Origin of the sequence: Salinirubellus litoreus, assembly GCF_037335815.1 — an archaeon.
GTDB lineage: Archaea > Halobacteriota > Halobacteria > Halobacteriales > Haloarculaceae > Salinirubellus > Salinirubellus litoreus.
Genome location: NZ_CP147841.1, coordinates 1,154,012 through 1,177,463, shown reverse-complemented (window position 1 = coordinate 1,177,463; position 23,452 = coordinate 1,154,012). Strand labels below are relative to the sequence as shown.

Here is a 23,452-nt window from a genome sequence, read left to right as displayed (position 1 = left end):
ACGATTGCCCATCCTCGTCCGAGGGCCCGATCCGGGGACGCCGCCGGAACCCGACTGGCGTGGTCGGCGTTGGCACACCTCACTTAATAGTAGCGGAAATTATTGCCGATTGACGGTTCAGGTGGCCGAACGTACCGGCAGTGCAGGGGATAAGAGGATGGAGAGCGTAGGGGCCCGTGCATCATGAGCGACTACGCCAAGGACGTGCTCGTCTCCGCCGACTGGGTGGAGGAGCACCTCGACGAGTTCCAGAGCGACGACTCCGACCATCGACTGGTGGAGGTCGACGTCGACACCGAGGCCTACGAGGAGGCCCACGCCCCCGGGGCCATCGGCTTCAACTGGGAGACCCAGCTCCAGGACCAGACCACCCGCGACATCCTCTCGAAGGAGGACTTCGCGGATCTGCTGGGGAGCCACGGCATCGGCGAGGACTCGACCGTGGTGCTCTACGGCGACAACTCCAACTGGTTCGCCGCCTACACCTACTGGCAGTTCAAGTACTACGGTCACGACGACGTCCGCCTGATGGACGGCGGCCGGGACTACTGGCTCGACAACGACTACCCGACGACCACGGAGGTACCGGAGTTCTCCGAGGTCGAGTACCACGCCCGTGGCCCGTTCGAATCCATCCGAGCCTACCGCGACGACGTCGACAACGCCATCGAGCGCGGTATTCCACTGGTGGACGTCCGTAGCCCCGAGGAGTTCCGCGGCGAGATCCTCGCCCCGCCCGGACTCCAGGAGACCGCCCAGCGCGGCGGGCACATCCCCGGCGCACAGAACATCTCCTGGGCGGCCACCGTCAACGACGACGGGACGTTCAAATCCGCCGACGAGCTCCGCGAGCTCTACGAGGAGAAGGGAATCGACGGCGAGGAGACCACCGTCGCCTACTGCCGCATCGGCGAGCGTTCGTCCATCGCGTGGTTCGCGCTCCACGAACTGCTCGGCTACGAGGACACCGTCAACTACGACGGCTCCTGGACCGAGTGGGGAAACCTCGTCGGCGCGCCGGTGGAGACCGGCGATGCCGAGTGACCGGTCGAGGGTGTCGTAGACCCCGGGACCGCGGTCGCATCGCCGCAGGAGACGCGGAGTAATCGGCGAGCGTGCCGGAGGCCGCGAAGCCGTGGTCCCGTCCCCGCCCGGCGATGCCGAGTGCCCGGTCGAGGGTGTCGTAGACCCCGAGACCGCGGTCACTTCGAGGCCGTCATACTAGCTTATCCTAGAACGGTATGACTAAGCTCGAATCGATCTAACTTCTTTGCAGGCGTCGAACGACGACATCGTCCCACCCGTCACCAGCAGTTACAAGCCGGGCCCCGGCGTAGCCCGGGCCATGATGCCAGAGGAGTTCACGGAGGCCGTACGCGAGGCGAACCGGACCGCGCTCTCGCGTCTCGGCTCCTCGAAATCACTGTACGCCGACACCATGGGCGACATGGACACCGACGCCGTACTCGGAGCCGCCGCGGACGCCGAGCACCACGCCGCCGAAACCTACGCGGCGTGGGCCGAGAGCGAGTCCGATTCGGCGGTCGCCAAGGCGTTCGAGACCACGGCCGACGAGGAGCGAGCGCACTACGAGACGGTCGCGGGGGAGCTCGACGGGCACGAGCCCGGCGACGACCCGCCGGCGATACAGGAGTACCTCCGGTCGCTCGACGCCACCGTGGAGCGGCTGGGAGGGTTCGTCGGACGGACGCTCGCCGCCGACGAGTCGAAGGGGCAGATGACCGGCTTCTTCGTCGGGCAGGCCGACACGGGGACCGCGCAGACCTTCCGTGACATGGGCGATGACCTCGACGCACAGCTGGAGCGGGCGCTCGACCTGCTCGCCGAACGCTGCGAGAGCGAGGGGGACTGGGAGAGCGCGCAGGAAGCGGCGAGCGGGGCCATCCAGGCCGCCTACGAGGAGTACACCGAGCGGCTGGAGGGGATGGGCGTCAACCCGAAGCCCGTCTGTTGAACGACCATCTTTTTGCGGCTCGGGTGCGCCTTCGGCGCACCTCTCGCCGCAAAAACATGGGTGAAAAAGGCCGCTCATTCGGGCTTCGCCCTCGCTCGCGGTAGAGCTGGCATACCGCGACCGCACCGCGACCACCACAGTTAGTGGTAGTGCGTCGTCGTGGTCGTTGGACACCGACCGTCGGCCCTGGTGCTCCACAGGTCGCTACTCTACAGTAGCCCTTTTGGGATTTCGTCGCCTGTCCCCCTGTATGAGCGACTTCGACAAGGAGGCCGAGCGCGAGAAGCTCCGCGAGAAGTTCGAGCGCGACAAGCAGAAGCGGGCCCAGAGCGAGCGGATGAGCGAACTCCTCCTGAAGGGTGCGACGATGACGAACAAGCACCACGACTGCGGGAGTCCCGTCTTCCGGTGGAACGGCGAGGAGTTCTGTCCAGCGTGTGAGGGGCCGGCCGGCGCGGACGCGGCCGAGGGCGATGTCGCGGAGTCGGAGGCCGATCCCGGTCGGCAGGAAGTTACGGAGCGCGCCGACGCGAACCCCGGGGCGACCGCCGACGCGGACGAACCGACCAATGCCACGAACGAGGCTGCCGGAACTGCCGACACCGCCGACGCTGCCGCCGGCACCGACGGGGCACCCGGCGCGACCGAGATCGACGTCGCCGCCGAGCCCTCGACGGACGCCGGGAGGGGAGCCGACGCCGACCCGACTCCCGCCCGTGCGACCCACTCCGGAGGGCCCGAGCGGACCGGACGGATGACCGACGAGGGGACGACCGCGGGGACGGGTGGGGACGGGACAGTCGCGGCCGCGCAAGCGTCGGCCGAGCGGACGCTCGCGGACGTAGCCCGGGAGGCCGAGGAGACCTCGACGGCGGACCTGTCGCGCAAGCGTAGCCTCCTCGTCGCCACGCGCGAGGCCGCCGAGGCACTGGAAGCCATTCGACGGGCCGACGGTCAGTAGACGAAGGTCGAACCGGACCGAACCGACGGGACTTCTCGCGACGGCGATTCTTCGATAGCGGCCCGCCGAACGCGTCCTCTCCGTTCGGCAGGATGCCCGTGAACGGACTACCACGGCTCTTCCCGATACGGGACCCGTCTCTACGGACCCGCGAGCCGACACCAATCGCACGGATTACCGGAAAACCTCAAGGCCACCTCCGGCGAACGGGAACCATGGAAGGACGGTACTCCCTGCTCGATATCCTCCGGGGGGCATCCGTCGTCGCGGTCGGACTCCTGACGCTCGTCCTTCTCGCATTGCTTCCCGGACCGGGGTTTCGAACGTCGCGTCTCGTCCTGTTCGCCGTCGTCATCCTCTTCGGGTGGATCGGGGCCGCCGGCGCGGTCTCGGGCCGGTTCGGACTCCTCCTGACGGGCGCGATCGGTCAGTTCCTGCTCGGCTTCTGGAACTTCACGATCGGGCTGGTCATGCTTCCGACCGGGGCCGTGCTCCTCGTCACCGCGCTCCTGCTCCGGGAGGATCCGTCCGTCTCGTCCGAGCGCCGTCCGCTGTAGAGGGGGTTTTTGTTACCGCGGGAGCTCCTCACTGCATGAACACTACGGAGGCGGGGATCCTCGGCGTCCAGGTGACGCTCGTCGGACTGTTTCTCGTCGTGTTCTTCGAAGGGGTGTCCCCCTATCCCCTTGTGGGGCTGCTGTTCGGGGGTACGGGTACTGCCGTCGTGGCGTCGGCGCTGTTCACCGGGGCCTGGAACTAACGACAGTAGTCCGTACCGATCACGGGGAGCGACCGATACGCGCCTCGCGTTCGGCACGACCGCCGGGGGATCCCGTCGTTCGAACGAGTGACAGGGCGATCGACAGGACTGCACGGATGCTCGCAGCTCACAGAGCCCGATCGTTGCACTACGCCTCGTCGTCCCCGTTCTCCCCGTCGGTCCCGGCGTCCCCTGCGTCCCCGGTATCCACGGTGTCCCGATCGGCATACTCGCTCCCGACGACCTCGCGTATCCGGTCGGCGGTCACCTCGCCGACGCCCGATACTTCGAGGAGCGCCTCGCGGTCGGCGGTCATGGTCGCCTCGACGCTCCCGAAGTGAGCGAGCAGCGAGCGGGCGGTGACCGGGCCGACCTCCGCGATGGAGCCGACGACGTACTCCTGCTGCTCGGCGAGCGTTCTCGCCCCCTTTCCGCCGTGGACGCTCACCGACCGGTCGGCGTCGGCCTGCTCGCGCCGGGCGATGGTGTAGAGGAGGTCGGCGGTGTCGTCCGTGTCGCTCGTCCGGAGGACGCTCGCGCCGAAGTCCACGGCCAGGGATGCGAGCGCCCCGCGGATGGCGTTCGGGTGGACGTTCCGCCGGCCGTAGAGGTTCTCGCCCTCGACGATCACGACCGGGCGGGCGTAGTGGCGCGCGGCCGCGCCGACCTGCTCGAACATCGAGCGGTCGCCGCCGGTGAGCGTGTCCAGGAAGTCCTCGACGGACTTGCGCTCGACGACCACCCGATCGGAGAGGACGTAGTCGCCGACCTCGAGGGTCTCCAGGCGCGTCGTCACCCCCTCGCGGCGCGAGAGGTCGCGCGCGATGTGCGAGTCGAGCTCGCGCTGGTCGACCACCACCTCTATCGTCCCCTCCGCGCCCTCGGCGGTGGCGACGACGGCCTCGGACTCCCCGTCCGCCCCGTCCCGCTCGTCGTCCGCTCTCTCCTCGTCCCCGCTCCCCATCGCGTCGTCGCCCCCGGCGTCACCACCGGCACCTTCCGCTCCCGCCGCGTCGGTCTCGGCCGACCCGTCGTCGGCGAACGCGGAGAGGCCCGACTGTCCGTCGTTCGCGGTGTCGGTATCGGGAGCGGCGTCGGCGGCATCCCCGGCGTCGTCCCCGGCCGCTCCCGACGCGCCCGTCTCGGGGGCGTCCGTCCCGGCCCCGGACTCGACGCCCGTTTCGTCGTCGTCCGACGCCGACGCCGCGGACGCCGACCGCTCGGCGGAGGTGTCCGCCGACGAGAACGTCTCCAGACCGGCCTGCTCGCCGGCGTCGAGTTCGGCCTCGATGTCCCCCGCGGCGTTCTTCAGCTTCCGGAGCTCCTCCTCCATCTTCTTCTCCTCGTTGCGTGACATCCAGTAGTAGGCCTCGTCGCGCGTGTCGTTGGCGATGAGGACGACGACGCGACCCTCGCGCTGGCGGCCGGTCCGGCCCTTCCGCTGTATCGATCGGATCCCCTTCGGGACGGGCTCGTAGAAGAGCACGAGGTCGACCTCCGGGACGTCGAGGCCCTCCTCGGCGACGCTCGTGGAGACGAGGACCTCGAACTCGCCGTCGCGGAAGCGATCGAGCGTCTCCCGCTGTTCGGTCTGGGTCATCCCGTCGCTGCCCTCGGTGTCGCTCTGGCCGACGAACTTCTCGACGTCGAAGTGATCGCCGAGGAAGTCGGTGAGCGTCTCGGCGGTGTCGCGCGACTCGGTGAACACGATGACGCGGTCGCCACCCTCGATACCGAGCGTCTCGGCGAGGAGGATGCGCGCCCGCCGGAACTTCGGGTGGATGTCGTCGTACGCCTCGGCGCGGCGCATCGCCTCCTTCACCTTCGACTCGCTGACGAACCGCTGGCCCGCCTTCGATGCCCCCGAGGAGCGCGCGGCGTTGCGCTGCCGCTCGAAGTAGCGGCGGAGCGACTCGACCGACTGGGTCTCGACGTACGTCACCGCGGTCCGGATCTTCCGGAGTTCGGCGAGCAGGCTCATCGCCTTGTACCCCGCCGAATCGTCGTTGTTCATCAGCTGGCGGGCCTTGGCCTGCATCTTCCGGAGCTCGCCCTCCGAGATCCCCGGGTCGGACTTCCGGGTGAGCCCGAGTTCCCGGAGCGTCTCCAGCCTGGACTTCACGACCGCCTGGAGCTCGTCGCGTATCTCGAGTATCTCGTCGGGCAGGTCGATCTGCTGCCAGTCGACGGTCGTCTCGTAGGTGTGTTCCCCGACGTCGGCGTCGGCCTCGGTCATCACCTCGACCTCCCGCAGTCCGAGGTTCCGACACACCCGGAGGATCGCCTCCTTGTCGCCGCCGGGCGAGGCCGACATCCCGGTGACGAGCGGTCGCTCGGCGTCGGCGTGGTAGCGCTCGGCGATGTAGTTGTAGGCGTAGTCGCCGGTCGCGCGGTGGCACTCGTCGAACGTGAGGTGTGTCACCTCGGCGAGCGAGACCCGGTTGCCGATCAGGTCGTTCTCGACGACCTGCGGGGTGGCGACGACGACCCGTGCCTCCTCCCAGAGCGCCGCCCGATCGTCCGGGCTGACCTCGCCCGTGAACACGACCACCTCGTCGTCCGGTATCGTGAGCCCCTCGCGGTAGAACGCGGCGTGCTGTTCGACGAGCGGTTTCGTGGGAGCGAGCAGTAGTGACTTCCCGCCGTACTCGTGGAGCCGGTGGGCCGTGACGAGCAGCGACACCGCCGTCTTCCCGAGGCCGGTCGGGAGACAGACGAGGGTGTGCTCGCTCGTCGCCGCCTCGGCGAGCTCGAGCTGGTAGTCCCGGCGTTCGAGCAGCCCGGGCGTCACGAGCGGTCCGTCGACGAACGCCTCGCCCTCCGCGTCGGTCGCCGCCATCCCTGTTCGGTGCGGGGTACTCCCTCACCGCTAAAGAGGCTTCGCAGGTCGGGGTGAAAGTGAACCGGTGCGTCCGGTCCCACCTCGCTCCGACGCCGTGCCAGGACACCACGGCGAATCGACGCCCCGCGAGCGCGGAGAGCGGACTCGTCCGCGAGTCACCGGTGGTCGTCCGCACAGGGGTGGTGATCGCCCGGAGGACGACCACACGTATCAGGTGTCGCCGGTCGGATCGCCGCCGGGGAGCAGCCGTTCGAGCAGCTCTGACTGACTCATCAGGATCGAACCGAGGACGCTCATCACGAGCACGTACCCCACGGCCAGCGCCGGGATCGTCTCCGCGAGTACGGTCCCGCCGCCGCTCGCGGCCAGCGCGGCGATGATGAGCGAGAACTCCCCGCGGGTGACCATCGCGGCCCCGGTTCGGACGGCCCGGCGCCGGTCGAGGTCGAACGCCATCGCACCGTAGTAGCCGCTGAGGAGCTTCGGTGGCGTCGTCGCGACGACGGTGACGGCCAGCAGCCCCGCCGTCGCGAGTATCAGCGCCGGGTCGGTCCCGAGGCCGATCCAGAAGAAGAACACGGCCGCGAACGCGTCCCGGAGCGGGCTCAGCAACTGCTCGAGGTCGTGTACGTGGTCGGTCGGGGAGAACCCCATCCCGACGAAGAACGCGGCCACCGCCTCGCTGATGCCGAGTGCGAGCGCCGCCCCGGCCACCGTGACGGTGACCGCGAGCGTCCGGACGACGGTCATCTCCTTGGAGTCGACCGCCAGCAGCCGCTGGAACGCGGACGTCCCGAACCACACCACGGCGACGAGCACGGACAGGAACCCGACGGCGACGCCCACGTCCACCAGCGCGCCCTCGAGGCCGCCACCGCCGCCGAGCAGCAGCGCCGACAGCACCGCCAGGTAGATCGCGATGAACAGGTCCTCGAAGACGAGCGTCCCGAGGATGGGCTCGCTCTCCGCGTTGGCGATCCAGCCCAGGTCGATGAGCGACTTCGTGATGATCGCCGACGAGGAGATGTAGACGATCCCGCCGAGGACGAACGCCTCGATCGGCGTCCACCCGAGGGCGAGGCCGATAGCGACCCCGACCGGAAAGTTCACCAGGAGGTCGATCAGCCCCGCACGGGTGATCGGGCCGCGCCGCTCGAGCAGCCGGTCGAGGCTGAACTCCAGTCCGAGGAAGAACAGGAGGAGGACGATCCCGAGCTCCGCCAGGAGCGTGATCGTCTCCCCCTGTGGGATCGCGGGCACTCCTGCCCGACCGAAGACGAACGGACCAGTCACCATGCCGGCCAGGACGTAGAACGGGATGACCGACTGGTCGACCAGTCTGGCGATGCCGCCCGCGACGGCCACGGCGGCGAACACAGCCCCCAGTTCGAGGAGGAGCGTCGAACCGGCCGCCATCTACGCGATCGGGGACCCGTCGTCCTCGTCGTCCAGGGACAGGTCCTCGTTCCCGTCGCCGGACGTGACGTACGCGTCGAGCGCGCGGCAGGCCTCCCGCGAACCCAGCACGACGAGCGTGTCCTCGGCCCGTATCTCCGTCTCGCCGTCCGGGTTCTCGATCACCTCGTCGCCGCGCTGGATGACGATGACCGAGACGCCGACCTCCTGTCGCAGCCGCGCCTCCGCGAGGGTCCGGCCGACCAGCGGCGACTCCGGGACGACGTTCACCCACTCGATCGCGACCCCCTCGCCGAGCATCGTCTCTATCCCCTCGCTCCGGACGGGCTGGAAGTACGCTCCCTCGAGGATCGTCCCGACCTGCCGGGCGAGCCGGTCCGAGAGTTCGAACAGCTTCGTCGCGTCCGCGTCCGGGTCCTCCCGGCGGTACACCTCCCGCCTCCCCGTGTTGTGGGTGACGACCACGAGCCGGGTCCCGTCACCGATCTCTATCTCGTGTTTCTTGCCGACGCCTGGCAGGTCCGCCTCGTAGACGGTCATCGTCGACTCTCCGCGGCCGTGGGTAATAAATCTCGAACGGATCGGGGCGCTCGCCCGGCGGTTCGACCTCGGCGACCCCCTCCCCGGTGAGGCGGAAGGCGAGGGGGCGACGCCGTAGTCCGAACGCCGACGGAGCGGCCGGGATCGGCGGACCCGGACCGATCCGAACGGGTTTTTCCGCGGGTCCGCGTCTCACCGGGCGATGGAACACGTCGCCGAGGGCGAGGTCGCGCGGAGCCACCACGCCCGCCGGTGGTGGACGCTCGCGGTGTTCGGCTACGTCGCCCTCGAGGGGGCCGGCCTGCAGATGCGGGGCGCGGTCGTTCCCGTCCTCCGCGAGACGTTCGGGGTCCCGGCGTGGCAGCTCGGGCTGGTCGCTCCCGCCGGGACCGTCGGGTTCGTCCTCCTCGTGGCCGTCGTCGGGGCCGTCGCCGGTCGCGTCGGCACCCACCGGCTGTTCCTCGTCGGTATCGTGGGCACCGGCGTCGGCCTCCTCGCCATGGGGTTCGCCCCCACGTTCGGGTTCTTCCTCGCCGCGCTCCTCGGACGCGGGGTGTTCAGCGGGATCGGTCGCGGCAGCGATCGGCCGCTCCTGAGCCACCTCTACCCCGATGCGCGGGGGCGGCTGTTCAGCTACTACGACATGGCGTGGGCGGTGGGGGCGACCCTCGGACCCCTCGCCGTCGCCGCCGCGCTCCGTCTCGGCGACTGGCGGCTCGCGTTCTACGCCCTCGGGGCCGCCTTCCTCCCCCTCGCGGTCCTGGTCCGGTCGCTGCCGGCTCCCGACGTCGGCGGCGATCGGCCGCTCGATCTCGCGGCGCTGGGTCACATCGGCCGCCGGCCGGAGGTGCTCGCCATGGCCGCCGGGATCCTCCTCACGACGGGCGTCGAGGGTGGACTGTTCACCTGGCTCACGACCTACGCAGGGGGGCGGTTCCCCGGCTCGCTGGCGACCGCCTCGCTGAGCGTCCTCCTGGTCGCCTACGTCCCGGGCCGGTTCGTCGCCGGCCGGCTCGCCGAGTCGGTCGGCTACCTCCGACTGAGCCTCGCGCTCGCCGCGCTCTGTCTGGCCGCGGTCGCCTACACGTTCTTCCTCGCGGCGGGGATCGGCCTGGTCGTCGGCCTCTTCGCCGTCGGCCTCACGCTCTCGGGACTCTACCCGACGCTCCTGGCGCACGCGACGGAGGCCGTCCCCGAGCACAGCGCGCCGCTGAACGCCATCGGGCTGGTCGCCGCCGCGGCCGGCATCGCCGGCGTCCCCGTCCTGATGGGGTTCGTCGTCGACGGTGCCGGTATCGTTCCCGCGATGCGGCTGCTCGTCGTCCCGCTCGTCGCGATGGTGCTCGTCCTCGTCGCCGCCGGGGGGCTCCGGGCGGCACCGCGGTAGCGGGGCGGGCGTCGAGCGCCGTCGCGCCGCACACGACGGCGACCGATCGGCCACGGCCAGTAGCCTCTCGACTGCGGGAGCGCCCGGGGGATCCCGACCGGTGGAACTGACGGGACCGATAGCTATATTCGGGCTCCGCGGACGCTCACGGACGAGAAGTGGACCGCGACGACCTCCAGTACTACTCGCTCTATCTGGTGACGTTCGCCAGCAGCTTCGGGTTCATCACCGTCGTCACGCTGCTGCCGACCTACATCGACCTCCTGAACCCCTCGGGCGCGCTCGTGGGACTGTTCGTCTCGGCGCTGGCCATCGCCCGCGCGGTCGGGCTCGTCCCCATCGCGTGGGCCGGCGACCGCTACGACAAGCGCACCCTGCTGCTGGCCTCGCTGGCGGTGAGTATCCTCGCCTACCTCGTGTTCGCGGTCATCGAGACGAGCGTCGGGTTCCTCACCGCCCGCGTCCTCCAGGGGCTCGGCATCGTCGGGACCGGCCTCCTGGGACTGGCGCTGGTGAGCGAACTCGCCCCCGCGGGCGAGCGCGCCAACGTCATCGGCAAGTACAACAGCTGGCGGATGGCCGCGGGCATCCTCGGGACGCTCGGCGCGGGCGCGCTCTACGCGGTCGCCGGCTTCGGGGCCGTCTTCGGGCTGCTCGCCGTCCTCCTGGTGCTCTCGTTCGTCGGCGTCGGGCGGTTCGTCTCCCCCGACGAGACCTCGGTCGAGGGGTTCGCGTTCACCGACCTCGCGCTCAACCGCCGAATCGCCACGATGACGAGCTTCCGGGCGCAGTACGCCGTCTCGGTCACGCTCGTCCGCAACTGGGTCCCCATCTACGTCGGCGTCTCGGTGGCCCGCGGCGGGCTGGCCGCGAGCGCCGTCGCCGTCGGCACGGTGGTTGCGGCCGAGAAGTTCACCAACATGCTCGGCCAGCCGCGCACGGGGCGGCTCTCCGATCGGTTCGGCCGCGCGCCCTTCGTCGCCTTCGGCGGGACGATGTACGGGCTCGTCGCGCTCGCCGTGCCGTTCTCCCCGGAGATCGCCGCGCCGCTCTCGTTCGCCGTCGAACTCCCGTTGGAGGTCGTCCTCACCCCCACGCTGCTCGTGGTGTTCCTCCTCAACGCCCTCCTGGGGGTCGCCGACAGCTTCCGCGAGCCCGCGAGCATGGCCACCTTCGCCGACGAGGGAGTGGGGAGCGGCATCGCCTCCTCGTTCGGCGTCCGAAACATGGTCTGGCTCCCCGGGAGTATCCTCGCGCCGATCGTCGGGGGGGTCCTGATGGACGGGGCGGGGATGCAGTGGGTGTTCTTCCTCGGCGGCGCGACCGCGCTGACGGGTGTGGCGGCGTTCCTCGGCGTCCTGACCTACTCCCACGGGAGAACGGGCATCACGAAGTGGTAGCGGCCGCGCCCGCCACACCCCCCGTCGTCCGGTCTCGGCCTCGCACTCGGCGATCAGTCGCCTCGCCGCCGTCACGTCGAACTCGACGAGCCCGTGGACGTCGCTGCGCCGGCCGGCCACCCGCATCGCGTCGACGGTGACCCGCCGACCCGGCGGGAACGGCTCGGTCCGGTCGCTCCGTCCGTCCATTCGACCGGGTGGGTCGCGAGGGGACATACGTCTTCGCTCGCCTCCGTTCGTCCGTCGAGCCCCCGTTCCGATCTCCCGGCGCTACAGCAGGAACCCGACGGTCATCCCGACGGCCGCCGCCGGGGGTATCGTGAGGTTGTCGTCGAGGACGTAACCGGCGACGACGGGCTTCACGCCGTCGGCGACGGCGGCCGCTACGCCGCCGAACGCGGCGGGGAGGAGAGGGACGAACGGGAGGGCGACGAGCGTCGCCACGGCGAACGTCGCCGCCAGCACCCGGAGCCGTTTGACCTTCCGGAACTCGCCCGAGGCAAGCAGGCCGCTAACCGGATCGGCCAGCGCGAGCATCAGCATCGCCGACGCCGCCACCCCGGGACGGTAGGGGAGGACGCCCGCGACTTCCGTACCCGGCTCGAAGGCGAACAGGTAGGCGACGAGCGTCGTGCTCACCATGTAGAGGGCGTACGCCGCGACGTTGTCCGCCTCGTACTCGCGGGTGAGCCGGTCGTAGACCGCGAGATCGACTCTGCCGGAGAGCCGACCCGCCTCCAGCGCGAGCGCGACGAGGAGCGCGGTGGTCCAGAGCAGTTGCACCTCCCGCCACCGAAGGAACCCGACCGCCCAGCCGAGCGGGATCGCGGCCCCCGTCGCGTGGACGAGCCGCCGCTCGATCTCGGGGGCGACGAGCCGGTTCTCGTGTGCGGTTCCCATCTCCTCCGTGGGTGTTCAGAGGTCCGCGAGCGACTTCGAGCCGGTCCGGAGCGCGGTCAGTTCGGCGGGTAGCTCGTCGGTCCCGACGCGGACCTGCTCGGTCGAGTCGCGCTCGCGGACCGTGACGGTCCCCTCCTCTACGGTCTCGTAGTCGACGGTGACGCAGTAGGGCGTGCCGACCTCGTCCTGGCGGCGGTAGCGCCGGCCGATGTTGCCCGAGTCGTCGTACTCGACGTCGAAGCCGGCCTCGCGGAGGTCCGCGGCGAGGTCACGCGCCCGGTCGTCGAGGCCGTCGCGGGCCATCAGCGGGAAGACGCCCACGGTCGTCGGGGCGACCCGCGCGGGGAGGTCGAGGTAGGTCCGCTCCTCCTCGTCGACGGTGTCCGTCGCGTGGGCGTGGACCAGGACGGTGTAGACGATCCGGCCGATACCGAACGAGGGCTCGACGACGTGCGGCGTGATGTGCTCGCCGGACTCGGTGACCGTCTCGACCGAGAAGTTCGCCACCTCGGTCGGCACCGTGTAGCTCTCGCCGCCGGCCTCGACGGTCACGTCCTCGCCGTCGAACGCCGATGGGTCGCGCTCGGCGAGGGCCGAGAGGGCCTCGGCGATGTCCGCCGCCGCGCCGCCGTACTCCGGGCCGAGCGTGCTCATGTCCGGGTCCACCGTGGCGCGCTCGACGCGCCTGGGCTCGTCGTACTGCCTGAAGACGGTGAACTCCTCGTCGCTGTACTCGTCGTGCTTCGAGAGGTCGTAGTCCGACCGGTAGGCAAAGCCCGTGAGTTCGACCCAGTTGCCGCCGAGTTCGGCCTCCGCGTCCCAGCAGTCCGCGGCGTAGTGGGCCCGCTCGCCCGGGAGGTGCTGGCGGTAGCGGAACCGGTCCATGTCCACGCCGACCGACTCGTACCAGCCCCGGGCGACGCCGAGGTAGTAGGCCACCCACGGAACGACCGTCCCGCTCTCGACGGCCTCCCGGACGGTCATCGTGACGTACTCGCCGTCCTCGGCCTCCTGTTCGTCGACGGGGTAGAGCGTCAGTTCGACGTCCTCGACCCGCTCGAGGGGTGGTTCGTCGGTCTCCGGGTCGATGAAGTGCTCCAGCTCGGCCTGCGTGAACTCCCGGACGCGGACGAGCGATCTCCTCGGACTTATCTCGTTTCGCCAGGCGGTGCCGACCTGTGCCACCGCGAACGGGAGCTGGCCGCGGGCGTACTCCTTCAGCCGCGGGAACTCCACGAAGATGCCCTGTGCGGTCTCGGGACGGAGGTAGCCCGGCTGGCCGGAGCCGGGGCCGATCGAGGTCTCGAACATCAGGTTGAACTCCTCGATCGGGACGCCGGCGAGCGACTCGCCGCAGTTCGGACACGGGAGGTCGTGCTCCTCGAACAGCGACTCGACCTCCGGGATGGGCAGGGCTTCCGCGTCCTCGATTCCCGTCGCGCCCTCGACGAGGTGGTCCGCGCGGTGGGCCTCGCCACAGGAGGGACACTCGATGATCATGTCGTCGAAGCCGTCGAGGTGGCCCGAGGCCTCGAAGACGGGTTCGGGCATCACGTCCGGCGCGCTCACCTCGACGTGGCCCTCGCGGGTGACGAACCGGTCGCGCCAGGACTCCTCGACGTTGCGCTTGAGCGCGGCCCCCTGCGGGCCGTAGGTGTAGAAGCCGGCGACGCCGCCGTAGGCCTCCACGGCGGGGAAGAAGAAGCCCCGGCGCTTGGCGAGTTCGGCGACCGTCCCGAGTTCGTCCCCGTTGGGCTCGCGGGCCTCGTTCTCCCTGCCCTCGCTCTCGCTCATACGAGCGCCTCTAGCAGGTCGATATCCGTGACGATGCCGACGAGGTCACCGCCCTCCATCAGCGGCACCTGCTCGATGTCGTGGGAGATCATCAGCCCGGCGACCTCCGCCGCGGTCCGGCGACCCGAGGCCGTCACGAGGTCCTCGGTCATGAACTCCCGCACCGGTTCGGCCGGTATCTCGACGTTCCGGGTGGGCATGTACCGCGACCCCACCGCCTTGATCCCCTCCCACATCCACTCGTCGTCCTGGTTGGCGATGGCGTCGCCGGTGGACTCCTCGCCCTCGACGACGCGGGCGACGTCGATGATGTCGACCTCGGTGAGCATCCCGCAGGGCTCGCCCTCCTCGTCGAGGACGACGCCGTAGGCCTCGTCGGCGTAGGAGAGCTCCCGCTCGGCGACCGGCAGCGGCGTCTCGACGTGGACGCAGTTGACGTGCCGCCTGGCGAGTTCGCTCGCGGGCGTGTCGCCGTCGACCTCGCCGTTCGCCATCGCCCGGACGACGTCGGTGAGGGTGACGATCCCCTCCAGCCGACCGTCGACGACGGGGACGCGCCGCTGGCCGGTCTCGCGCATCAGTTCGGCCAGCTCCGTCAGGTCAGCATCGGCGGTCGTCGTGGGGACCTCCTCGACCAGCAGGGCCAGCTGGTCCTCGTCGGGGTGCTCGATGAGCGCCTCGCGGGTCACGAGCCCGCGAAACGTCTCGCCGTCGCCGTCTTCAGTGAGTTTGACGACGGGGACCGAGGAGAACGATCGCTCCTGGAGGTAGGTGAGGACGTCCTCCCGGGTGCCCGGAAGCGAGACCGTCACCAGGTCCTCCCGGGGCGTCATCGCGTCGGCTACGTTCATGCCCCTATATGCCCCGCCCGCGTACTAAGTCGTTTCACATCCGTGGTGACGCCGAGCACGGACTCCGCGAGCCCGCCGGTCTCGAGTTCGGTGTGGTCCACAGGTTCGGAATCCCCGGCCCTCCTCCGACCGCCGCCGTCCCCGAGCGGGCGGCTACTCAGCCCCGGAGGAGCCGGTCCCCCCTTTCGCTAGCTCTACGACCACCGCTTCCCAGTCCGGGGCGGAGCCGTCGAACCGGAACTCCCAGGCCCCGGAGACGTCGACGTCGTTCGCGTGTGCCGCGAGCAGCAGTTCCCGAAACGTGTCCGAGAACGCCTCGCTGGTCGTGATACTCTCCTCGAACCGCGTCTCACGTGTCATGATAACTCTGGACCGAAGAGGTAACACGCGAAGGTCCGATGTCGGATTCTGGAGTCCGGCCCCGCAGTGCGCGGGCGACTCCGCGGTTATCGCTTGCTCGTCCGTCCATTCGTAGGAGCCCCACGCGGTAAGTATCTTCGTTTTAGCATGATACACCATGCCCCATATTCTCCCGTGATACACCATGCACCTGCTATTTATCCGTGACGAGCGTCAACTCCATACGCCTCTCGAATGAGCGTCATAGCTGAACTACGGGTGCCCGGGGAGGAGTTCGAACTGGGGCGGATTCTGGAGTCGGCCGAACCCCTCGACATCGAGCTGGAGACGATGGTCCCCCTCCGCCAGCGCCCGGTCCCGTTCTTTCTCGTCCACGACGAGGTCAGCGAAGCGTTCGAGGCGCGCATCGCTCGACACCCCTCTGTCGAGGGGGTGCAAGAGGTCGAGCGCCACGACGGGGAGGTTCTCTACGCGCTCGAGTGGGACTACTCGCGGGACCACCTCTTCGGTGCGATGGAGAGCGTTGGCGCACAGCTCGTCGCCGGCCGGGGCGGCGGGGATACCTGGGCGTTCGAGATACGATTCCCCTCCCACGACGCGCTCTCCGGGTTCAAGGAGCACTGCGAGGACGCCCGCGTCAGCATCACGGTCGACCGCATCTACAACCCGACGAAGCCGGAGGCCGGACCGTGGTTCGGGCTCACCGCGCCCCAGCGCGAGACGCTCGTCCGCGCGGTGGAGGGCGGCTACTACGACATCCCCCGACAGATGTCCACGGCCGACCTCGCCGAGGAGTTCGACGTCTCCGATCAGGCGGTCACCGAGCGGCTCCGTCGGGCCATCGTCGGCCTCACCCGGAGTACGCTCACTGTACCCGAGATTGAGGAGCAGTAGAGCGAGGGGCGACGGGCCGCCCGGTCCGGCCCGAAACGACTGAATACCGGTGTCTTCGCCCATTGCACATCACGCACGAGATTTATTTACCCACAATTTAATATTAAATTACATGAATCCGCCATCCTCCGGGAGCCAGGGGACGACGGATTCGGGGGACCCCCCCGACATCGCCTACCGTCGGCTCGTGGAAGGGATGGGACCGTACGCGCTGTTCGCGGTCGACGCCGAGGGTGACGTCACCGTATGGCCCGAGGGGGCGCGGGCTCTCTACGGGTACGATTCGGGACAGGTGGTCGGCCAGGGAATAGGGATTCTCTTCGCCGGGCTGGACGGATCGAATCCATCGGTCGAGGGGCTTCTCGACGCCGCGAGCCGAGCACCGATCGAGGACCAGCGCTGGCACGAGCACGCCGACGGATCGGTGTTCTGGGGGGCGTGTACGCTCTCGCCGCTCGACGACGAGGGCGCGGGCGGCTACGCGGTCCTCAGCCGCGACGAGACCGATCGCAAGCAGTACGAGCGATCGCTCGAGCGGCAGAACGACCGCCTCAAGGAGTTCACGGACATCCTCTCGCACGACCTCAGGACGCCGCTCTCCGTCATCGACGGGCGAGTGAGGCTGTACCGGGAGACCGGCGAGGAGAAACACGTCGACGCGATCGACGAGACGACCGGACGGATGGAACAGCTGGTCGACGACCTGCTGCGGGTCGCCAGACAGGGACGGATCGTCGAGAACCCGGAACCCACGGACATCGAGTCCGTCCTCGGGACCGCTCGAGAGGGGGCGCTCCCACCACCGGCGGCGCTGACCTACGAGGCGATCCCGCGGGTGATGGCCGACCCCGACCGGCTCGTCGAACTCTTCGAGAACCTCCTGCGGAATTCGGCGGAACACGGCGGCCGTTCCGTGACCGTCCGGGTGGGACCGCTCGAGGCCGGGAACGGCTTCTACGTCGAGGACGACGGCCCCGGTATTCCCAAGACGGATCGCGATCGCGTGTTCGAACACGGGTACACGACGCGCGAGGACGGCACGGGCTACGGGCTCTCCGTCGTCCGCTCCATCGCCAGCGCCCACGGCTGGGACCTCGCGGTGACCGACGCCGCGAACGGCGGCGCGCGGTTCGAGGTCTCGCGCGTCGAGTTCGTCGACTGAGACAGCGGCACGGGGGCTGACCTGTAGGTGTCTGGAACCGATGACACATCCGGACGGGACGTTCGTGCCGACCGTGAGTAAAAACGTCCAAACGCTGCTATAGCCGTCGCGTCAAGCGTTCTCGTCCTCCACGTCCCCCTCGTCGTCCTCGCTCTCCCGCGCCTCGGCGGCCGCCCGTCCGGCCTCGACCTCGGGAGGGCTCGGATCGGCGTCGATGCCCAGGCGAGCGTTCACGTTCGGCTCCGGCTCCTGACTCGACATCTGCCGGACGGTCTCGGGGTCGGCCTCGCCGTCGACCAGCCCCATCGCCTTCTCCATCTCCTCGGTCACCTCGTTCATCCGCCGGTCGGCGTCGGGGAAGAACAGCTCGTACCCCTCGTGTCTGAAGCTCCCGAGGTGGGTCCCGTCGAGCAGGCGGACGTGGCTGTACATGTGGCCGGCCTTCATCGCGGTCGCCACGAGCGGGTTCGCGTGCCGCAACTCGTAGGCTCCCGCCAGCAGGATCGCCGTCGACGTCTCCTCGTCGTAGAGCGCCGTCACCTGGAACGCGGTCCCCTCCTGTTCGCCCCGGTAGACCTCGTAACGCTCGAAGCCGTCCTCGCGGAACGCCTCGCGGAACTCGTCGGCGAAGTTGTCGGGGATGGTGTAGGTGAGCCCGAACCGGCCCGCCGGCTCCGCCCGCGGGCTCTCCGGGGCGGTGTGGCCGGCGGCGACGGCCATCACGTCCCACCCCTGCTCCTCGAGTTCCTCCTCCATCTCGAACATGTCCTCGATGGTCGCCTCCCAGGCGTCCTTCGTGACCTCCGACTTCGCGGCGGCGCGCTCCGCGTAGTCCGCGTCCTCCCCTGTTTCGGGCATCCTTCCCAGTAGGTTGGGCGTCCAGCCTTGAAACCCTTTTCAGACCGGGTCGGAGCGGTGTTCGGGTGTCCGATCGCGGCGGGGAGACGGCGTGGGTGGGACCGAAAGGGGCCGACCTCTGGACGGTGAGCCGAGCGCAGCGAGGCGAGTCTCGATGGACGAGCGGAGCGAGTCCGTCGGTGAAGCACGGACCCGCAAGGACCACAGGAGCGAACGTAGTGAGCGACGAGGACCACAGCGTGGTCCGCGCGAGTTCAGAGATCGGGGGGCTTTCGGGCTGACACTCTCTGCCGCTGTCGGGGGAACGGCTGGAAACAGCTCGAAAGCCTCCCCGACATCGCCTGCTCGGTATCGAGAGACACTCGCCGAACGGGAGTGCTGATCCTCCCCGGACGAACACCCCCTCAGATCACGACCCCGAACACCGACTCCATGACGAACGAGACGGCGAGCATGATCACCCCCGCGACGAAGACGCGCACGCCGGCGGGGAGCTGCTGGTCGGGGGCGAGCGCCCGGTCCCCGAGCAGCAGACGGACGGCACGCTCGAACGGCGTCCGCCCCGTCCGCTGGACGATCGGCTCGTCGCGCCAGGCCGCCGTCGGCCGGAGGAGGAACGCCCCCGCGCCGAACGCGAGGAACCCCAGGACGAACAGGAGGTACTTCACGCCGCCCCAGCCCGCACCGATCGCGAAGCTCACCGCCGTCGTGGCGAGGAACACCACCAGGGAGAGGACGGCCGCGTAGACGAGCGTGTCGAGGAGTCTCCGGGCGAGCGAGGCTCCCGACGGGTCCTCCCCCGCGCCGTCGACGCCCGCTCCGAGGCTCACGGTCAGTCGTCGACGTCGGCGGGTGCGCCGGCGTCACCGCCCCGGCTCCCGCTCTCGCCGGGGACCCCGCCGAGCCGGCGCTCGAACACCGGCTCGGGCTCCTCGTACTCGTCGAGGTGGCGGTGACAGAGGCTCACCCGACCCGTCTCGGAGACCACGTTGTGCGCCGGTCTCTCGGCGTCGCAGGCGCTCCCGAACTCCTCGGTGAGCACCTCACGTGCGCGTTCCTCGTCGCCGTTCCGTGCCGCCTCGACCGCCTCGCTCACCGTCGGACGGACCGCATCGGGGAGCGTCGACAGCATCCCGTCCGCGCCGTGCCGGTCCTCGATCGCCGCGGATCGTGCCCCCTCGCCGTCGCCGAAGATCTCCCACAGGATCTCGTCGATGTCGGAGAACCGCGTCTCCAGCCCGAGCACCTCCCGGGCCCGCTCGCCGAGCGACTTCTCGGCCCGCTCGCGCTCGCGGAGGATGTCGCGGAGCACCTCGATGCCCTCCCAGACGTCGTCGTCGATATCGCGGTACTCGGACGGACGGATCTTCACCGGACACCGCGTCGTGAACGGACAGCCGTCGGGCGGGAACCGCGGGCTCGGCGGCGTTCCCCGCAGGGTCACCCGGCGTTTCTCGGCCGTCGGGTCCGTGTCCGGGATCGCCGAGAGTAGCGAGTAGGTGTAGGGGTTCTTCGGGTTCTCGAACAGCTCCTCGGTGTCGCCGACCTCCATCACGTGCCCGAGGTACATCACGGCCACGCGGTCGCAGATGTGTCGAACCACGGAGAGGTCGTGGGCGATGAACAGGTAGGTCAGGTCGAACTCCTCCTGGAGGTCCTCGAGTAGATTCAGGACCTTCGCCTGCACGGAGACGTCGAGCGCCGAGACCGGCTCGTCGAGGACGACGAACTCGGGTTCGAGCGCGAGCGCCCGGGCGATGCCGATGCGCTGGCGCTGGCCCCCCGAGAACTGGTGGGGGTAGCGGTAGTAGTGCTCCTCCTGGAGACCCACCGTCCGCAGGAGTTCGCGGACGTCGTCGCGGCGCTCCCGCGGCGTGCCGATGTCGTGGACGTCGAGCGGTTCGCGGATGATCTCCCCGACGGTCATCCGGTCGTTGAGGCTGGACTCGGGGTCCTGGAACACCATCTGGGCGTTCCTGCGCCACTGCTTGAGCTCCGATCCGCGGAGCTTCGTGACGTCCCGTCCGTCGAACAGCACCTCGCCGTCGGTCGCGTCCTCGAGCTGGACGAGCGTCCGGCCCAGGGTGGTCTTCCCGCAGCCGGACTCGCCGACCAGCCCGAGCGTCTCGCCGCGCTCGATGTGCAGGTCGACGCCGTCGACCGCCTTCACCGGGTTCGAGCTCAGCAGTCCCCCCGACTCGTAGTAGGTCTTGAGCCCGTTCACCTCGACGAGGCGTTCCCCGGGGCTCGCCCCGGACGACTCCTCGGGGGTAGTCGGCGTCCCGGACCGGCTCGCGTCGCTCATCGGGACTCACCCCCTTCCTCGTCGCTCTCGCCGCCGAGTGCCCGGTGGTAGGCCACCGCCTCCGACCGCGGCAGGTTCTCGGGGTAGAGCAGGCAGGCTGCGGTGTGGTCCGCGTCCACGTCCGTCTCGCTGACGTCGACCGACTGGGGGTGGACGGCCTCGCAGGCCTCGAACTGCTCCGGACACCGCGGCGCGAACCGGCAGTAGGTCGCCGGCTCGTTCGGCGTCGGGACGTCCCCCTCGATGGTCGAGAGCCGGTCGGCACCGACGTTCTCGCCGGGGATCGAGGCGAGCAGCCCCTGCGTGTAGGGGTGTTTCGGGCTCTCGAACAGCTCCTCGACGGGCGCGCTCTCGACGATCTCGCCCGCGTACATCACGTTCACCCGGTCGGAGACCTCGGCGATGACGCCCATGTCGTGGGTGATGAACATGACCGCGAGGTCCTCCTCGCGCTGAAGCTCGGCGAGCAGGTCGAGGATCTGGGCCTGGATCGTGACGTCGAGCGCGGTGGTCGGCTCGTCGCAGATCAGCAGTTCGGGCTCGCAGGCCAGCGCCATCGCGATCACCGCGCGCTGGCGCATCCCCCCGCTGAACTGGTGGGGGTACTCGTCGACCCGCCGGCGGGCGTCCGGTATCTGCACCGCTTCGAGGAGCCTGACGGCCTCGTCGCGGGCCGCCGTCCCGCGCATGTCCTGGTGGAGTCTGATCGCCTCGCGTATCTGGTTGCCGACCGTGTAGACGGGGTTCAGGCTCGTCAGGGGGTCCTGGAACACCATGGCGATGCCGCCGCCGCGGAGCTTGCGGAGCGCCGGCTCGGTGGCCCGGGTCGTGTCGACCCACCCGGCCTCGCCGTCGCGGACCACGAAGTCGTCCTCGTCGGTGAGCCCGAGCCGGTCGGTCAGCCGGCGCTTGACGAGGTCGCGGACGTCGACCGAGCCGACGAGCTCGCCCGCGCTCGTGTCGGCGGCGGTCAGTTCGCGGTGGTCGGGGTCGCCCGTGATGCGCGCCGGGGGAACCCCCCGCGAGAGGAGGTCCTGGACGAGGTCGGCGACGTCGTGCTCCCGGCGGAGCGCCTCCGCGTCGACGACCCGTCCGGGGTAGTCGTTTGCGAGGCGACGGACGGTCGCCCCGTCGGAGAACCGCACGCTCCCGGCCATCACCCGGCCGGGGTTGTCGACGAGGCCCATGATCGACCGGGCGGTGACGCTCTTGCCGGAGCCGGACTCGCCGACGATCCCCACGGTCTCGCCCGGGGCGATCTCGAAGGAGATGCCGTCGACGGCCCTGATGGTCTCGCGGTCGGTGAAGAAGGACGTCCGCAGCCCCTCGACCGCGAGCACCGGCTCCTCGTGCTCCATCCGGAGGCTCATTCAGCCACCACCCCCGGCGGCGGCGGCCTCGGTAGCCGCGTCCTCGCCGGTGTCCGACTGCGGGTCGATGGCGTCCCGTATCCCGTCGCCCATCGCGTTGAACGCGGTCACGACGAGCACGATGAGCACGCCGGGGATGAACGCGATGTGCCACGAGACGGTCGGGACGTAGCTCCGACCGGCGCTCACCGCCCGACCCCACTCGGGGGTCGGCGGGTTGATCCCGATCCCGAGGAACGACAGCGCCGCGGTGGTGATGATGACCCCGCCGATGGTCAGCGAGCCGTAGATGAGCAGGTAGCCCAGGATGTACGGGAGCATGTGCTTGCGCATGGTCTGTGTCGAGCGCTGGCCGTACGACCGGGCCGCGTCGACCCACTCCTGCTCGGAGACCTGGAAGGCGGGTCCGCGCACCGCCCGCCAGAGGCCGGGGAAGTAGACCACCCCCAGGATACAGGCGATGAGGAACCCCCCATCGTAGATCGACGAGAGCCAGTGATCGGCGAACACGACGCTCAACAGGATCAGTAGTAGAATAGCCGGGATCGTCTGGATGGAGTCGGAAACCACCACCACCGAGAGGTCGACCATCCCCTTGTAGTAGGCCGTCAGCAGCCCGAACACGGTGGCGAAGAAGCTACTGATGCCGATGGCGAGCAAGCCCACGAACAGCGACACTCGGGCCCCGTAGGCCATGAACGTGAACAGGTCCGCGCCGGGGTTGCTCATCGTCCCGAACGGGTGGAACCGGCCGTACTGGTCGTAGGACAGCGGCCCGACGTTGACGTCCCGGTTCCCCCGCGAGGCCGTGTCGAGGTTCGCCTGTCCGACCGGTATCTCGACCACTTCGCCCGCACCCTCGTCGAAGTACTTCAGAGTGTTCTCGTAGGGACTGAGGACGTTCTGCTCGTAGGTCGTCGGCGAGACGGCGGGTGCGAACACCGCGAGGGTCAGGAACATCACGACGATGACCAGACCGAACTGCCCCCAGCGGTGGTCACGGAGCCGCCGGACCACGTCGTCGCGGGGCGTCCAGTCGGCGTAGCGGTAGTGCTCGACGAAGACCCGGTAGCCACGCCAGAGCCACGCCAGCAGGACGAACACGTAGGCGTAGACGAGGAACGCCCGTAGCCCCCACGCGAGCGCCGGCGAGAGACCGTTCTCGACGCCGAAGTTCGTCGGGAACGTCCCCCGCCAGGGGCCGTTCATCCCCCCGTCGGTCGACCAGCCCTGGTTCGGGATTGTCTCCCGGGAGAGCAGTCGCGGGACCGACCGCGCGAACTCGACCAGCGGGTCGAACAGCGTCTCGGCGGCCAGCTGGCCGACGAGACCGGTACCGGCGGCCCCGCCGGTCACGTTCGCGGTCGCGTTCGTCGCGTTCGTCGCGTTCACGTTCCCGCCGCCACCGCCGAACGTCCCGAGGACGCCGCGGACGATCGCCCCCAGCACCGACTCGGAGGTGACCGCGACGAACTCGAGGAGGGCTCCGAACTGGAGCGCCAGGAGGACGGCCAGGACGGCCGTCCACACCAGCGCGGGCCGCGGGTTCCGCGCCAGTCGCCGCCGCAGCGAAACCTCGTCCTCGTCGTCGGCTTCGTCCTCGTTCCGGGCGTCGGTGCCGGAGTCGGTTCGTGGCTCGTCGGGTGGGTCGGGTGGTGTCTCACGCTCACTCATACT

The 23,452-nt window shown here is 69.6% G+C and carries 21 protein-coding genes; 9 read left to right on the top strand and 12 right to left on the bottom strand.

The genetic code is table 11. The features are described 5' to 3' along the window. The first annotated feature begins 183 nt into the window (after positions 1–183). The 5 genes from WDJ58_RS05735 to WDJ58_RS05715 all read left to right on the top strand — a co-directional run bounded on the left by WDJ58_RS05735 (position 184) and on the right by WDJ58_RS05715 (position 3,696). Positions 184–1,044 (top strand): sulfurtransferase, encoded by an 861-nt coding sequence (locus tag WDJ58_RS05735; RefSeq protein WP_338916681.1) that lies wholly within the window; start codon positions 184–186, stop codon positions 1,042–1,044. A 301-nt stretch (positions 1,045–1,345) separates the two neighbouring features. Continuing rightward, positions 1,346–1,975, top strand: a complete 630-nt coding sequence (locus WDJ58_RS05730) for a rubrerythrin family protein (RefSeq protein ID WP_338916680.1) — start codon at positions 1,346–1,348, stop codon at positions 1,973–1,975. A 250-nt stretch (positions 1,976–2,225) separates the two neighbouring features. Next, on the top strand, positions 2,226–2,936 hold the full coding sequence (locus WDJ58_RS05725; RefSeq protein WP_338916679.1) for an Sjogren's syndrome/scleroderma autoantigen 1 family protein: 711 nt from the start codon (positions 2,226–2,228) through the stop codon (positions 2,934–2,936). Between the two features lie 215 nt (positions 2,937–3,151). After that, complete coding sequence (locus WDJ58_RS05720; RefSeq protein WP_338916678.1) at positions 3,152–3,493, top strand: hypothetical protein; 342 nt, start codon at positions 3,152–3,154, stop codon at positions 3,491–3,493. A gap of 35 nt (positions 3,494–3,528) precedes the next feature. Continuing rightward, positions 3,529–3,696, top strand: a complete 168-nt coding sequence (locus WDJ58_RS05715) for a hypothetical protein (protein ID WP_338916677.1) — start codon at positions 3,529–3,531, stop codon at positions 3,694–3,696. A gap of 148 nt (positions 3,697–3,844) precedes the next feature. On the opposite strand, the gene WDJ58_RS05710 is transcribed toward WDJ58_RS05715, so the two are convergent. From WDJ58_RS05710 to WDJ58_RS05700, 3 genes are all read right to left on the bottom strand, one after another. Then, on the bottom strand, positions 3,845–6,535 hold the full coding sequence (locus WDJ58_RS05710; protein ID WP_338916676.1) for a DEAD/DEAH box helicase: 2,691 nt from the start codon (positions 6,533–6,535) through the stop codon (positions 3,845–3,847). A 213-nt stretch (positions 6,536–6,748) separates the two neighbouring features. Then, positions 6,749–7,954 carry a cation:proton antiporter gene (locus WDJ58_RS05705; RefSeq protein WP_338916675.1) on the bottom strand — a complete coding sequence of 402 codons (1,206 nt, stop codon included), beginning with the start codon at positions 7,952–7,954 and terminating at the stop codon, positions 6,749–6,751. Next, positions 7,955–8,494, bottom strand: coding sequence for a cation:proton antiporter regulatory subunit (locus WDJ58_RS05700; RefSeq protein WP_338916674.1), 540 nt, complete (start codon positions 8,492–8,494; stop codon positions 7,955–7,957). A 202-nt stretch (positions 8,495–8,696) separates the two neighbouring features. Between WDJ58_RS05700 and WDJ58_RS05695 the strand changes: the two genes are divergently transcribed. Together WDJ58_RS05695 and WDJ58_RS05690 are read left to right on the top strand one after the other, a co-directional pair. Beyond that, positions 8,697–9,881 (top strand): MFS transporter, encoded by a 1,185-nt coding sequence (locus tag WDJ58_RS05695; protein ID WP_338916673.1) that lies wholly within the window; start codon positions 8,697–8,699, stop codon positions 9,879–9,881. Between the two features lie 158 nt (positions 9,882–10,039). Next, on the top strand, positions 10,040–11,281 hold the full coding sequence (locus WDJ58_RS05690; protein ID WP_338916672.1) for an MFS transporter: 1,242 nt from the start codon (positions 10,040–10,042) through the stop codon (positions 11,279–11,281). Positions 11,282–11,551: 270 nt separating this feature from the next. Here the strand turns inward: WDJ58_RS05690 and WDJ58_RS05685 are convergent, their stop codons facing one another. The 4 genes from WDJ58_RS05685 to WDJ58_RS05670 all read right to left on the bottom strand — a co-directional run bounded on the left by WDJ58_RS05685 (position 11,552) and on the right by WDJ58_RS05670 (position 15,186). Then, positions 11,552–12,181 carry a dolichol kinase gene (locus WDJ58_RS05685; protein ID WP_338916671.1) on the bottom strand — a complete coding sequence of 210 codons (630 nt, stop codon included), beginning with the start codon at positions 12,179–12,181 and terminating at the stop codon, positions 11,552–11,554. A gap of 15 nt (positions 12,182–12,196) precedes the next feature. Beyond that, positions 12,197–13,975, bottom strand: a complete 1,779-nt coding sequence (glyS, locus tag WDJ58_RS05680) for a glycine--tRNA ligase (protein WP_338916670.1) — start codon at positions 13,973–13,975, stop codon at positions 12,197–12,199. Next, complete coding sequence (locus WDJ58_RS05675) at positions 13,972–14,826, bottom strand: CBS domain-containing protein (protein WP_338916669.1); 855 nt, start codon at positions 14,824–14,826, stop codon at positions 13,972–13,974. Before WDJ58_RS05675 ends, glyS begins: the two co-directional genes overlap by 4 nt. Before the next feature lie 153 nt (positions 14,827–14,979). Next, a complete protein-coding gene (locus tag WDJ58_RS05670; protein ID WP_338916668.1) occupies positions 14,980–15,186 on the bottom strand; it encodes a hypothetical protein in 207 nt (68 codons plus the stop codon). Positions 15,187–15,420: 234 nt separating this feature from the next. Between WDJ58_RS05670 and WDJ58_RS05665 the strand changes: the two genes are divergently transcribed. Further along, positions 15,421–16,080 carry a helix-turn-helix domain-containing protein gene (locus tag WDJ58_RS05665; RefSeq protein ID WP_338916667.1) on the top strand — a complete coding sequence of 220 codons (660 nt, stop codon included), beginning with the start codon at positions 15,421–15,423 and terminating at the stop codon, positions 16,078–16,080. A gap of 112 nt (positions 16,081–16,192) precedes the next feature. Next, positions 16,193–17,242, top strand: a complete 1,050-nt coding sequence (locus WDJ58_RS05660) for a PAS domain-containing sensor histidine kinase (protein ID WP_338916666.1) — start codon at positions 16,193–16,195, stop codon at positions 17,240–17,242. A 111-nt stretch (positions 17,243–17,353) separates the two neighbouring features. Here WDJ58_RS05660 and WDJ58_RS05655 read toward each other — a convergent pair whose 3' ends face one another. From WDJ58_RS05655 to WDJ58_RS05635, 5 genes are all read right to left on the bottom strand, one after another. Further along, complete coding sequence (locus WDJ58_RS05655) at positions 17,354–18,100, bottom strand: DUF7529 family protein (protein WP_338916665.1); 747 nt, start codon at positions 18,098–18,100, stop codon at positions 17,354–17,356. A gap of 404 nt (positions 18,101–18,504) precedes the next feature. Then, positions 18,505–18,930: a DUF7555 family protein gene (locus tag WDJ58_RS05650; RefSeq protein WP_338916664.1), complete on the bottom strand. Its 426-nt coding sequence runs from the start codon at positions 18,928–18,930 to the stop codon at positions 18,505–18,507. Between the two features lie 2 nt (positions 18,931–18,932). Next, positions 18,933–20,405: an ABC transporter ATP-binding protein gene (locus WDJ58_RS05645; protein WP_338916663.1), complete on the bottom strand. Its 1,473-nt coding sequence runs from the start codon at positions 20,403–20,405 to the stop codon at positions 18,933–18,935. After that, a complete protein-coding gene (locus tag WDJ58_RS05640; RefSeq protein WP_338916662.1) occupies positions 20,402–21,775 on the bottom strand; it encodes an ABC transporter ATP-binding protein in 1,374 nt (457 codons plus the stop codon). Before WDJ58_RS05640 ends, WDJ58_RS05645 begins: the two co-directional genes overlap by 4 nt. Next, positions 21,776–23,449: an ABC transporter permease gene (locus tag WDJ58_RS05635; RefSeq protein WP_338916661.1), complete on the bottom strand. Its 1,674-nt coding sequence runs from the start codon at positions 23,447–23,449 to the stop codon at positions 21,776–21,778. Positions 23,450–23,452: the final 3 nt, after the last annotated feature.